The organism is Chelatococcus sp. XZ-Ab1 (genome assembly GCF_029309855.1).
In the GTDB taxonomy this organism is placed as follows: domain Bacteria; phylum Pseudomonadota; class Alphaproteobacteria; order Rhizobiales; family Beijerinckiaceae; genus Chelatococcus_A; species Chelatococcus_A sambhunathii.
Genome location: NZ_JARKII010000006.1, coordinates 236,715 through 248,975, shown reverse-complemented (window position 1 = coordinate 248,975; position 12,261 = coordinate 236,715). Strand labels below are relative to the sequence as shown.

At 70.1% G+C, this 12,261-nt stretch carries 13 protein-coding genes; 6 read left to right on the top strand and 7 right to left on the bottom strand.

Annotated features, from left to right (window positions below):
* The first annotated feature begins 15 nt into the window (after window positions 1-15).
* Window positions 16-615 (top strand): NAD(P)H:quinone oxidoreductase, encoded by a 600-nt coding sequence (gene wrbA / locus P2T65_RS10870; RefSeq protein ID WP_055459201.1) that lies wholly within the window; start codon window positions 16-18, stop codon window positions 613-615.
* A gap of 48 nt (window positions 616-663) precedes the next feature.
* On the opposite strand, the gene P2T65_RS10865 is transcribed toward wrbA, so the two are convergent.
* Window positions 664-1,626: an L-threonylcarbamoyladenylate synthase gene (locus P2T65_RS10865; RefSeq protein WP_055459375.1), complete on the bottom strand. Its 963-nt coding sequence runs from the start codon at window positions 1,624-1,626 to the stop codon at window positions 664-666.
* A 189-nt stretch (window positions 1,627-1,815) separates the two neighbouring features.
* Here P2T65_RS10865 and P2T65_RS10860 point away from each other — a divergent pair, with 189 nt between their 5' ends.
* The 4 genes from P2T65_RS10860 to P2T65_RS10845 all read left to right on the top strand — a co-directional run bounded on the left by P2T65_RS10860 (window position 1,816) and on the right by P2T65_RS10845 (window position 6,570).
* A complete protein-coding gene (locus tag P2T65_RS10860) occupies window positions 1,816-3,609 on the top strand; it encodes an acyl-CoA dehydrogenase (protein ID WP_071923523.1) in 1,794 nt (597 codons plus the stop codon).
* Window positions 3,610-3,614: 5 nt separating this feature from the next.
* Window positions 3,615-4,481: an SDR family NAD(P)-dependent oxidoreductase gene (locus P2T65_RS10855; RefSeq protein ID WP_063189592.1), complete on the top strand. Its 867-nt coding sequence runs from the start codon at window positions 3,615-3,617 to the stop codon at window positions 4,479-4,481.
* Window positions 4,482-4,484: 3 nt separating this feature from the next.
* Window positions 4,485-5,339 carry an NAD(P)-dependent oxidoreductase gene (locus P2T65_RS10850; RefSeq protein WP_055459198.1) on the top strand — a complete coding sequence of 285 codons (855 nt, stop codon included), beginning with the start codon at window positions 4,485-4,487 and terminating at the stop codon, window positions 5,337-5,339.
* A 226-nt stretch (window positions 5,340-5,565) separates the two neighbouring features.
* Entirely contained in the window at window positions 5,566-6,570 is a 1,005-nt protein-coding gene (locus P2T65_RS10845) for a magnesium transporter CorA family protein (RefSeq protein ID WP_276199772.1), read from the top strand.
* Between the two features lie 25 nt (window positions 6,571-6,595).
* Here the strand turns inward: P2T65_RS10845 and P2T65_RS10840 are convergent, their stop codons facing one another.
* Window positions 6,596-7,093 carry a hypothetical protein gene (locus tag P2T65_RS10840; RefSeq protein WP_276199771.1) on the bottom strand — a complete coding sequence of 166 codons (498 nt, stop codon included), beginning with the start codon at window positions 7,091-7,093 and terminating at the stop codon, window positions 6,596-6,598.
* Window positions 7,094-7,232: 139 nt separating this feature from the next.
* On the opposite strand from P2T65_RS10840, the gene P2T65_RS10835 reads away from it, so the two are divergent.
* Window positions 7,233-7,988 carry an SOS response-associated peptidase gene (locus tag P2T65_RS10835; protein ID WP_276199770.1) on the top strand — a complete coding sequence of 252 codons (756 nt, stop codon included), beginning with the start codon at window positions 7,233-7,235 and terminating at the stop codon, window positions 7,986-7,988.
* A gap of 6 nt (window positions 7,989-7,994) precedes the next feature.
* Here the strand turns inward: P2T65_RS10835 and P2T65_RS10830 are convergent, their stop codons facing one another.
* The 5 genes from P2T65_RS10830 to P2T65_RS10810 all read right to left on the bottom strand — a co-directional run bounded on the left by P2T65_RS10830 (window position 7,995) and on the right by P2T65_RS10810 (window position 12,255).
* The gene (locus tag P2T65_RS10830; RefSeq protein WP_055459195.1) at window positions 7,995-8,294 is read right to left on the bottom strand and encodes a hypothetical protein; all 300 of its coding nucleotides are present in this window, start codon (window positions 8,292-8,294) and stop codon (window positions 7,995-7,997) included.
* A 101-nt stretch (window positions 8,295-8,395) separates the two neighbouring features.
* On the bottom strand, window positions 8,396-8,827 hold the full coding sequence (locus P2T65_RS10825; RefSeq protein ID WP_055459373.1) for a GNAT family acetyltransferase: 432 nt from the start codon (window positions 8,825-8,827) through the stop codon (window positions 8,396-8,398).
* Window positions 8,828-8,850: 23 nt separating this feature from the next.
* Window positions 8,851-10,269 (bottom strand): FAD-binding oxidoreductase, encoded by a 1,419-nt coding sequence (locus P2T65_RS10820; RefSeq protein ID WP_276199769.1) that lies wholly within the window; start codon window positions 10,267-10,269, stop codon window positions 8,851-8,853.
* Window positions 10,266-11,537 carry an RsmD family RNA methyltransferase gene (locus P2T65_RS10815; protein ID WP_276199768.1) on the bottom strand — a complete coding sequence of 424 codons (1,272 nt, stop codon included), beginning with the start codon at window positions 11,535-11,537 and terminating at the stop codon, window positions 10,266-10,268. The genes P2T65_RS10820 and P2T65_RS10815 overlap by 4 nt, the downstream gene beginning before the upstream one ends.
* Window positions 11,530-12,255 (bottom strand): TlyA family RNA methyltransferase, encoded by a 726-nt coding sequence (locus P2T65_RS10810; protein ID WP_276199767.1) that lies wholly within the window; start codon window positions 12,253-12,255, stop codon window positions 11,530-11,532. Before P2T65_RS10810 ends, P2T65_RS10815 begins: the two co-directional genes overlap by 8 nt.
* Window positions 12,256-12,261 lie beyond the last annotated feature (6 nt).

The following is a 12,261-nucleotide window of genomic DNA, read 5'->3' as shown; positions in this document are numbered from 1 at the left end:
GAGAGGAATGTCGCCATGACCAAGGTTCTCGTTCTCTATTATTCGTCCTACGGCCACATTGAGCAGATGGCGCAGGCCGTGGCCGAGGGCGCCCGGGCAGCCGGCGCCGAGGTCGTCGTCAAGCGCGTGCCGGAACTGGTGCCGGCGGAGGTGGCCAAGAACGCCGGTTTCAAGCTCGACCAGCCGGCGCCGGTCGCCACGGTGGAGGAACTGGCCGACTACGACGCCATCATCTTCGGCACGCCGACCCGCTTCGGCAACATGACGGCGCAGATGCGGAACTTCCTCGACCAGACCGGCGGCCTGTGGGCCAAGGGCGCGCTCATCGGCAAGGTCGGCTCGGTCTTCACCTCCTCCGCCACCCAGCACGGCGGCCAGGAATCGACCATCCTGACCTTCATCCCCACACTGATGCACCACGGCATGGTCGTCGTCGGTCTGCCTTATTCCTTCGCCGGCCAGAGCGGCCTCGACGAGATCAAGGGCGGCTCGCCCTACGGCGCTTCCACCATCGCCGCCGCCGACGGCAGCCGCCAGCCCTCCGCCGTGGAGCTGGAGGGAGCCCGCTTCCAGGGCCGCCATGTCGCTGGGATCGCAGCCAAGCTGAAGGGCTGAGCGTTTCGCAGAGGCTGCGTGAAAAGGCCCGGCTCGGCCGGGTCTTTTTTATCGCGGCGCCGCCGCCCGCCGCAGCCGGTCGTTGATGGCCTCGCCAAGGCCGTGTGCCGGGATGGGGACGATCGCGATGGCCGGCACCCGGGCATCGTCGAGCCCGCGCAGGTGGGCGAAGAGATTGGCGGCCGCCTCCACGAGGTCGCCACTTTCGCTGAGATTGCGGATGGCGCCTGCGGTCTCTATTCCCGGCGGCCGCTTGCGCCCGAAGAGGAGGGCGCCTTCTCCCGGCCGCACCTCCTCGGCATCGAGGCGCACCATCGCCCGCGGGGCGTAGTGGGATTCGAGCATGCCCGGCGCGAGTGGCGCCTCCTCGTCCGTCGGGGCGGCTCCGTCGAGGAGCTTGCGCCCCAGCACCTCTTCGATGGCCTCGCGCGGCACGCCGCCCGGGCGCAGTAGGCGCATCTCGCCGTCGAGACAGGAGATGATGGTCGATTCGAGCCCGACATTGGTGCCGCCGCCGTCGATCACCGCGTCGATGCGGTCGATGAGGTCGGCGAGCACATGGTCCGCGCGGGTGGGGCTGATGCGGCCCGAGCGGTTGGCCGAGGGCGCCGCCACCGGCCGGCCGACGAGCGTGAGCAGATCCCGCGCCAGTGGCAGGCCGGGCACACGCAGCGCAACCGAATCGAGTCCCGCCGTCGCCAGGTCGCAGATGCGCGACATCTCCGCCCGCGGCACCACCAACGTCAGCGGCCCGGGCCAGAAGGCCGCCGCGAGCCGCGCCGCATCCGGTCCGAACACCCCCTCTCGCTCCGCTGCCGCAATATCCGGCAGGTGCGATATGAGCGGGTTGAAGGAGGGGCGCTCCTTGGCGGCGTAGATGCCGGCCACCGCCCGCGGGTTTGTCGCGTCCGCTCCCAGGCCGTAAACCGTCTCCGTCGGGAAGGCCACGAGGCCGCCGAGCCGCAGCAGGTCGGCGGCGCGCGACAGGCCGCCGGCGTCGGCCGTCAGCAGCTCGGTGACGCGTTGCCCATGCCCGTCTTGGGACGCGACGGGCGTTGATCGATCATCGTTCACGTTTAAACTATCTCTGGTCTTGCCTGCCTGCCTTTGACGCGGCTTATGATGCGCGTCAACGGGCCGCGTGGCACGCACTAAATGCGCGGCCTCAAATGGCCGCACGGACAAGACGAGGGAGCGGCGATGACCTATCGGGCACCGGTCGAGGATCTGGCCTTCACCATGCGGCACGTGGCCGGGCTCGAGGAGAGCATCGCCGAGGGACTCTATCCCGACCTCTCCGTGGAACTCGTGGAGCAGGTGCTGGAGGAGGCCGGGCGCTTCGCCTCCGAGCGCATCGCGCCGCTCAACGCGCCGGCGGACCGGACGGGTGCCCACTTCGCCGACGGGCAGGTGACGACGGCTCCGGGCTGGAGGGAGGTCTACAGGGCCTGGGCCGAGGCGGGCTGGAACGCGCTGCCCTGCGATCCCGAATGGGGCGGCCAGGGCCTGCCGACCCTGGTGCAGACCGCCTGCGTCGAATTCTGGAACGCCTCCTGCATGTCCTTCGCCCTCGGCCCGCTGCTCACCGCCGGCGCTGTCGAGGCCCTGACGGCCCACGCCAGCGAGGACCTGAAGCGGCGCTATCTCGAAAAGCTCGTCTCCGGCGAGTGGATGGGCACCATGAACCTGACGGAGCCGCAGGCGGGCTCCGATCTCAATGCCGTCAGGACGCGCGCCGAACGGGCGGGCGACGGCACCTATCGCATCACCGGATCGAAGATCTTCATCACCTACGGCGAGCACGACCTCACCGACAACATCGTGCATCTGGTTCTCGCCCGCCTGCCGGATGCGCCGCCCGGCACCCGCGGCATCTCGCTGTTTCTCGTGCCGAAATTCATCGTCAACGACGACGGCTCGCTCGGCGCGCGCAACGACGTGCGCTGCCATTCCATCGAGCACAAGCTCGGCATTCACGCCTCGCCAACCTGCACCATGGTCTACGGCGATGCCGGCGGCGCCGTCGGCTGGCTCGTCGGCGAAGAGAACCGCGGCCTCGCCTGCATGTTCACCATGATGAACAATGCCCGCCTCGCGGTCGGCGCCCAGGGCGTCGCCATCGCCGACCGGGCCTATCAGCAGGCCTTGTCCTATGCCCGCGAGCGCCGGCAGGGGCGGGCACCCGGCGCAGGGGAGGGCATGAGTCCCATCGCCGACCATCCGGACGTGCAGCGCATGCTGCTCACCATGAAGGCGACGACCCACGCTGCGCGCGGCATCTGCCTGATGACGGCGGCCGCCATCGACCGCAGCCGCCTCGCGCCGGATGCCGAGGCCCGGCGCAAGGCGCACGAGCTCGCCTCCCTGCTGACGCCCGTCGCGAAGGCCTTCTCCACCGACATCGGCTGCGAGGTCGCGTCGCTCGGCGTGCAAGTGCACGGCGGCATGGGCTTCATCGAGGAGACCGGCGCCGCCCAGCACCTGCGCGATGCGCGTATCGCGCCGATCTACGAGGGCACCAACGGCATCCAGGCCATCGACCTCGTCATGCGCAAGCTGCCCCTGGCCGACGGCACCACCGTGCGCGGCGCCATCGCCGAGATGCGCAAGGTCGGCACCCGGCTCGTCGCGAGTCGCGACGAGGCCTTCGGCGCCACGGCGGCGCGGCTGCGCGAGGCTGTGGAGGCGCTCGACGATGCCACCTCATTCCTCCTCAAGGCGCTCGCCGGCCACAGCCTGGCTGACGCACTCGCCGCGGCGACGCCCTATCTGCGCCTCTTCGGCATAGCCCAGGGCGGCACGGCGCTTGCGATGGCCGCGCTCGCCGCAAGCGAGGCGCGCGCCGCCGGCGACGCCAACCCGGCCCACGCCGGTCGCATCGCGCTCGCCCGCTTCTTCGCCGAGAACATCGCCACCGGCGCCCGCGGCCTGGCGCAGACCGTGATGACGGGCGCGTCCGCGCTCGCCGACGCCGAGGCCGCCCTCGCGGGCTGAGTGGCGTGGCGGACGGTCCCCTCTCCGGCCGCATCTGCGTCGTCGCCGGCGCGTCCCGCGGCGTGGGGCGCGGCATCGCCCGCGGGCTTGCGGAGGCTGGGGCGACGGTGATCGTGACGGGCCGCTCGAGCGAGGCCGGCCCGCGCACCGACGGGCGACCCGAAACCATCGAGGAGACGGCGCGCCTCGTCGAGGCGCTCGGCGGCCGGGGCCATCCCTATCAATGCGACCATACGGTCGAACGCGAGGTCGACGGTCTTGCCGCCTGGACGCTGCGCCGCTTCGGCCGCGTCGATCTCGTCGTCGATGCGGTGTGGGGCGGCAACGAGGGCTACGACGGCGAGCGCTATCCCGACGGCTCGGCCTGGGGCACGCCCTTCTGGCGCCGGCCAGCGGCGCGCCTCGGCACCGTGTTCGAGACCGGCGTCTATGCCCAGCTCCTCCTGGCGAAGGCCTTCGCCCCGGCCATGGTGGGCGCCGGCTCCGGCCTTCTCGTTACCGTGCTCTTCGACGACGGCGGCGCCTATCTCGGCGATGTCTTCTATGACCTCGCCAAGGCATCGATGGCGCGACTGACGTTCGCCATGGCGAACGAGCTCGCCCCCCATGGCGTGACCGCGCTCGCCCTGTCGCCCGGTTTCGTGCGCACCGAGCGCGTCGCCGGCTCTCCCCTGGCGGCGGAGGCGGGCGAAACCCCGCTCTACGCCGGCCGGGCGGTGGCGGCGCTCGCATGTGATGCCGGCATTGTTCGCCATGCGGGCAACATCCTCCATGTCGGGGATCTCGCCGGAGCCTATGGCTTCACCGATGCGGACGGCCGCCGCCCGCCGCGCTATTCCATCAACAACAAAGCCGAAGACGGGGAGACCTGAGCCATGTCATTGTCGGGCAAGACCTTGTTCATCACCGGCGCCTCGCGTGGCATCGGCCTCGCCATCGCGCTCAAGGCCGCGCGGGACGGCGCCAATGTCGCCATCGCCGCCAAGACGGCCGCGCCCCACCCCAAGCTGCCCGGCACCATCTTCACCGCCGCCGCCGAGATCGAGGCGGCGGGCGGGCGGGCGCTGCCGCTCGTCGTCGACGTGCGCAACGAGGAGGAGGTGGCTTCCGCCATCACCCGGACGGCTGAGACCTTCGGCGGCCTCGACATCGTCGTCAACAACGCCAGCGCCATCCAGCTCACCGGCACGCGCGACACCGACATGAAGCGCTTCGACCTGATGCACCAGGTCAACACGCGCGGCACCTTCATGGTGTCGAAATACGCCATTTCCCATCTCGAGAAGGCTGACAACCCGCACATCCTCATGTTGTCGCCGCCGCTCGACATGAAGGAGAAATGGTTCGCGCCGCACCTTGCCTATTCCATCGCCAAATACGGCATGAGCCTGTGCGTGCTCGGCCTCGCCGGCGAACTGCGGCCCAAGGGCATCGCGGTCAATGCGCTGTGGCCGCGCACGACCATTGCGACGAGCGCCGTCCGCAACCTCCTCGGCGGCGAGGCGATGGTGGAGGCCAGCCGCACGCCCGAGATCATGGCCGATGCGGCCTATGCCGTCTTCAACAAGCCCGCACGCAGCTTTTCGGGCCAGTTCCTCATCGACGACCTTGTGCTCGCCGCCGAGGGCGTCACTGATTTCGAGCAGTACCGCGTCGATCCCTCGAAGCCCCTGATGCCGGATTTCTTCGTGCCGGACGACACGCCCCCGGTGCCGGGCTCGACGCATTGAGCGCACAGCGGCGCTCCTGCCCAGGAGCACACGATTCGTCATACCCTCCCCCCTTGTGGGGGAGGGTAGCGAGGGTGATACAGCCTGGAAGCCGCTCATCGTTTGTCACGACCACCACCCCCGGCCCCTCCCCGCAAGGGGGAGGGAGTCAGGGCGCGCGCCGGATTTCGCCTCCGCCCCGAAATGCGATAGAGAGCGCCTGTAACAGGCTTTCGGAGCGCAGGACATGATCGTCGTCTACCGCATGGTCGATCCCATGAAGCTTGACGACGCCAATGTCTGCCGGCTCGAGCGGCAGGTGCTGCCGCCGGGCGAGACCCTTCCGGCCGATGCGGTCTGGATCGATCTCGTGGCGCCGACCCGCGAGGAGGATCGCCTCGTCGAGCAGCACCTCGGCATCGAGATCCCGACCCGCGAGGACATGGAGGACATCGAGCCCTCCGAGCTGCTCTACAGCGAGAACGGCGCGCGCTACATGACGGTGCGCCTGCTCTTCGCCGCCGACAGCGACGAGCCGGACATCACGGCCGTCACCTTCATCCTCAAGGGTTCTGCCCTCGTCACCGTGCGCTATGACGAGCCGCGCGCCTTCGCCATGTTCGCCAACCGGGCCGGCAAGCAGGGCGGCTGCGGCGCGAGCGCCGAGGAGGTCTTCGCCGGCCTCATCGAGACCATCATCGACCGGCTGGCCGAGGTCCTTCAGGCGGCCGGCAGCAGCATCGACAGAATTTCCCACGCCGTCTTCGACGTGGCCGACAAGATGACCGGCCGCCATGGCGAATACCAGAAGACCCTGCGCGACCTCGGCCGTTACGGCACGCTCATCTCCATGAGCCGGGAGAGCCTCGTCTCCATCGAGCGGCTGCTGCTGTTCCTCTCCGTTGTCTACCGCGCGACGCGCGTGCCGGTGGAGTTGCGCGAGCAGGTGCGCACGACCCTGCGCGACCTGCAGTCGCTGGAGGAGCACGCGACCTTCCAGTCGGGCAAGATCCAGTTCCTGCTCGATGCGACGCTCGGCCTCGTCAACCTGGAGCAGAACAACATCATCAAGCTGTTCTCGGTCATGGCCGTGGTCTTCATGCCGCCGACGCTCATCGCCTCGATCTACGGCATGAACTTCAAGGACATGCCGGAGCTCGAGCTGTGGTTCGGCTATCCCGTCGCGCTCCTCGCCATGGTGGTCGCGGCCATCGCGCCCTACCTCTTCTTCCGCTGGAAGCGGTGGCTGTGAGGGCCGCTCGCGGCGAGAGTTCCCGCTAGCCTCGTCCCCAATGGGCCATGAGCCGGTCGATGGTGCCCTGCATCTCGGTGTGGCTGAAGCTGCGCCAGTCGCGCCCCTCGGTGCGGATGAAGCTGGCGGCGGCCTCGATCATGCGCCGCAGCAGGGAGGACGAGGCGGCCGCAATCGCCGCGCGTTCCTCGGCCTCGCCGGCCTGTTTCAACGCGCGGATGGTGCTGATCACCACGTCGTCCATGGCCAGGCGCAGGTTCTCGAAGGCGAGGCGCCGCTCGGGTGCCAGCGCCTCGTAGGCCCTCAGCGCGTCGTCCGCGAAACGCAGCTGCGCATGTTTGGCGAAGTGCTGCCGGTAGCTGCGCGGCTGCCATTCGTCGAGCGTTTCCATCAACTCGGCATCGTCGGCCGCAAGCTCGACGATCATGAGCACTTCATTGTACTGGTTGAGGAAATCGGTGGACAGCGACGGCGCGGGCTCCGCCGCGAAGGGCATGCCGCCGTCGACGTTCCCCTTGCCCATGGACATGACTGCTGCCACCCCCGACCCCCGTCTTGCCTGTGCACAACGCGCCATTGTGCCCGCAGCCGCCTTGCCCCTGCCGGCGCCGCTACGAGACTGTGGCAGCATCAGGCAAACAAATTCGTAACGGTCAGGATCCATGTGCGGCCGCTTCGCACTGACGCTCTTTCCCGAAGAGGTGCAGTCGCAGTGCGGCTATGAGGAACAGGTCGAATTTCCACCGCGCTACAACATCGCCCCCACGCAGCCCGTCGCCGTCGTCACGGTCGATGCCGCGGGCCGGCGGCATTTTTCGCTGATGCGCTGGGGCTTCGTGCCGGCCTGGGCGAAGGATCCGGCGGCGATTCCGCTCCTCTTCAACGCTCGCGGCGAGACGATCGGCGAGAAGGCCGCCTTCCGGGCCGCTGCCCGCCATCGCCGCTGCCTCGTGCCGGCGAGCGCCTTTTACGAATGGCGCCGCGACGGCTCGAAAAGCACACCCTTCATGATCGAGCGCGCCGATGGCCGTCTCATGCTCTTCGCCGGCATCTGGGAGACCTATGCGAGCCCGAACGGCAGCGAGATCGATACCGTTGCCATCGTGACCACGGACGCCAACGGCACACTCGCGGCGCTGCATCCGCGCATGCCGGCGATCATCGCCCCGGACGATGCCGAATTGTGGCTCGACTGCACCCAGCCCGGCCTCGACGCGCTCGGCCTCGTGCGGCCGGCGCCGGACGACCTCCTGACCATGCGCCCCGTGTCGCAGAACCTCAACGACGCCCGCCGGGACGACGGGACCGTGCAGAGCCCGGCGGGCGAGGCCGTGTCAACCCCCGCATGCCGCCCTGAGAAAGGCGGGCGCAAGCGCCCGCCAAACGTCCAGCTGTCATTGTTCGACGAGGATGTGTGAGGCGCGTCAGATGCGCCGGCAGACGCGCTCCACCGTGCAGCGCGGCGGGCCGCGACGCACCCAGCGCACCTCCTTCTCGCACACGCGGCGCGGGCCGACGCCGGGGCGATGCACCGTGCGGCAATTGGTGACGACCTCGCGCACCGGCCTCGGCTGGGTGCACACACGCTCCGACCGGCAGACGGTCCGCGCTTCCGCCGATGTCACGGCCGGGCCGGAGAAAGTGACGAAGGCGGCCGCCGCCGCGCCGAGGACGAAGGACAAGGAGCGTTTCAGGGAAAAGGGCTGGAAGGAAACAGACGGCATTACAAATCTCCGCATCGCGAATCATGGGGCATTTCTGCCTGTCGCCGGGGCCCATGAAACATCTGGCAAGATGAACGGACGATGTACGCCGGCCTCCTGTCCTATCGTTCCTGTCGTTCCGTCGGGCGCCGGCCCGGATCGAGCCATTTCTCCATGTAGAGGCGCGGCTGGGCCTCGAAGCCGAGCTGCTCGTAGAAGCGCTGCACGGCCTCGTTTCCGGCCCTTACGAGGAGGTTGAGCTTCCACACGCCGCGCGCCCTCAGCCAATTCTCCGCGGCCGCCATGATGGCGCGGCCATGGCCGGCGCCCCGCTCCGCCGGGTCGACCGCGACATAGTAGACGACGCCCCGGTGCCCGTCATGGCCGACCATGCAGGCTGCGACGATGGCGCCGTCCGCCCTGCGCAGCACCAGCACCTCGCCATGGCCCGACGAGCGGCAGAAGGCGATGTCCTCGGCCGGGTCGTTCCACGGCCGCGTCAGGCCGGCCGCCTGCCACAGGGCGATGACGGCCGGCAGCTCCGCCTCGGCCATCGGGCCGGCCGCGAGCGGGGTCGTCACAGCATCGCTCCGGGATTGAGGAGGCCTTCGGGGTCGAGCGCCGCCTTGAGCTTGCGCATGAGATCGAGCGCGACCGGGTCCTTGACGGCGGGCAGCAGGTCCCGCTTGAGGCGGCCGATGCCGTGTTCGGCCGAGATCGAGCCGCCGTGCCGGAGCACGATGGCGTGCACGGCCTCGTTCATCTCCTCCCAGCGGGCGAGGAAGCCCTGTTTGTCGGCGCCCACGGGCTGGCTGACGTTGAAATGCACGTTGCCGTCGCCGAGATGGCCGAAGGGCAGGGGGCGGCAGCCCGGCACCAGCGCCTCGGCGGCAGCCGTCGCTTCCTCGAGAAACTGCGGCACCAGGGCCACCGGCACGGCGATGTCGTGCTTGATCGAGCCACCCTCGTGCCGCTGCACCTCGGAGAGCGCCTCGCGCAGCTTCCAGAAGGCGTTGCGCTGGTCGAGGCTCGCCGCGATCGCCGCGTCGTCGACGAGGCCGCGCTCGAGCGCCGCCGTCAGGATGCGCTCCATCGCGTCGTCGAGCCCCGCTTCGGCGGCCGAGGACAATTCCATCAGCACATACCAGGCGTGCGGCTCGCCGAGCGGGTCGCGCGTGCCGGGCGCGTGCCGCAGCACGAATTCGAGCCCGAGGCGGGGCAGGAACTCGAAGGTGGTCACGGCGCCGCCGGCCTCGGCCTTGGCGAGGGCGAGCAGGTCGAGCGCCGCCTGCGGCGAAGAAAGGCCGCAGAAGGCGGTTGTCCGCCCCTGCGGGCGCGGAAAGAGCTTGAGCACCGCGGCCGTGACGATGCCGAGTGTGCCCTCCGATCCGACGAAGAGGTTCTTGAGGTCGTAGCCGGTGTTGTCCTTGCGCAGCTTGCCGAGGCCGTTCCAGATGCGTCCGTCCGCCAGCACCACCTCGAGCCCGATGACGAGGTCGCGCGTGTTGCCATAGGCGATGACGGCGGTGCCGCCGGCATTGCTGGCGATGTTGCCGCCGATCGTGCAGGAGCCTTCCGAGGCGAGCGACAGGGGAAAGAGCCGGTCGGCCGCCTCCGCCGCCTCCTGCGCCCTGAGCAGGGTGACGCCCGCCTCCACCGTCATCGTGTCGGTCAGCGCGTCGACCTCGCGGATCCTGTCGAGCTTCTGCAGGTTGAGCGCCACCATCGGCCGACTCGCATCCGGGATCTGCCCGCCGACGAGGCCGGTGTTGCCGCCCTGCGGCACCACCGCGATGCCCGCCGCGCGGGCACGGCGCACCACCTCGGCCACCTCCTGCGTCGTGCCGGGCCGGACGACGGCGAGCGCCTCGCCGCGGAAGAGGTCGCGCGGCTCGCGCAGGAAGGGCAGGATGTCGTCAGGGGCGGTGAGCACGTTGCCCGGGCCGATGACGGCGGCGAGCCCCGCCAGAAAATCCTCGTTGGTCCCCTTGCTCACGGGCGCCCTCCCTTGCCTTTGTTCTTGTGCTTCTGCTTCGCCGGACGCGTGAAGACGCCGACGACCTCCACATGATGGGTGTAGCGGAACTGGTCGACCGGCACGACCCGGGTCAGGTGCATGCCCGCCTCGACCAGGATGCGGGCATCGCGCGCGAAGGTGCCGGGATCGCACGAGACGGAGACGGCGAGCGGCACCCTGGACAGTGCGATCTGCCGCGCCTGAGCCTCTGCCCCCGCCCGGGGCGGATCGAGGACGACGGCATCGAAGCGCTCGAGCTCCAGCGGCAGCAGCGGGCGGCGGAAGAGGTCGCGCGCCTCCGTGGTGACCGGCTTCAGCCCTTGCGTGTTGCGTAGGGCGCGCTGCAGCGCGGCAAGGGCGTCGGCGCCGTTCTCCACGGCATGCACCTTGGCCTGCCGCGCGAGGCGCAGGGCGAAGGGGCCGCAGCCTGCGAAGAGGTCTGCCACATGGCGCGCGCCGGCGCAGGCCTCGGTCACGAGGGCGGCGAGCGCCGCCTCGCCGGCGGCTGTCGCTTGCAGGAAGCCGCCGGGCGGCGGCACGACCGCAGCGGGCCCCATCGCGACGGCGGGCGGGCGGCGTTCGATGAGGATCTCGCCGTGCAGCGACAGGCGCGCGAGGTCGAGCGTGCGGGCCGCCTCGACGAGCGCCATGCTCAGCCTGTCGTCGGCCTTGCCGAGGCCGCGGATATCGATGTCGAGCCCGCCGAGCGTCTCGGTGGCCTGGATGTCGAGCGGCTTGCCGCGCGGCAGGAGAAGGGCCGCGAGCGCCCGGGCCTTCTCCGGCGCTGCGGCAAGGCCGGGCGCCAGCACCGGGCATTGGGCTATGGGAACGAGCGCATGGCTGCGCGCCGCCATGAAGCCGACGGCGGCCTTGCCCTCGATCAGGCGGGCATGAAAGGTCACGCGCCGCCGCCCGGCGCCGTGTGCATCGACGAGCGGCATGACGTCGGTCTCGATGCCGGCATGGGCGAGGGCCTGCACGACGATGTCGCGCTTCCACGCCCCGTAGAGTTGCGGCGCCACGTGCTGCCCGGCGCAGCCACCGCAATGGGCAAAGAGCGGGCATTCGGCCGTCTGCCGGTCGCGCGATGCGGTCTCGACGCTGACGAGCCGGCCGCGCTCTCCGTCCACCTCGGCGGTGACGACCTCGCCGGGCAGCGCGAAGGGCACGTAGACCGGCCCGCGCGGCCCCTCGGCGACGCCGTCGCCGCGGGCGCCGAGGCGGGTGATGGTCAAGGTTTCAGCCACGGCGTGCCCCGATCAGATATTCCACGTTGCCGTCTCCCCCGGCGATGGGGGAAGCCATGGTGCCGAGGACGGTGAGCCCGAGATCGCGCGCGAGCGTGGCGATATCCTCCACCACAGCCTCGCGCACGGCTTCTTCGCGCACGATGCCCTTCTTGAGATGCCCTCGGCCGGCCTCGAACTGCGGCTTGACGAGCGCGACGAGATGGCCGCCGTCGGCGATGCGGTCCGTGACCGCTGGCAGGACGAGCTTCAGCGAGATGAAGCTGACATCCGCCACGAGGAGGCCGACCGGTTCCGGCACCTCGGTCGCCGTCAATCCCCGCGCGTCGCACCCTTCGAGCGAGACGACGCGCGGATCGGCGGCAAGGCGCGGGTGCAACTGGCCATGACCCACGTCGACCGCATAGACCTTCGCCGCGCCACGGGCGACGAGCACCTCGGTGAAGCCGCCGGTCGAGGCGCCGATATCGAGGCAGACACGCCCGGCGGCATCGATGGCGAAGGCATCGAGCGCCGCCGCGAGCTTGACGCCGGCCCGCGACACCCAGGGGTGCGGCGCCTCCGCCGCGATCGCCGCACCGACCGGCAGCGCGTCGGACGCCTTGCGCACGGGGCGCCCGTCGGCCGTCACGCCCCCGGCGGCGATGGCCGCCTGCGCCTTGGCGCGGCTGTCGAAGAAGCCACGTTCGACGAGAAGAAGATCGGCGCGTCTACGCATGGGTTG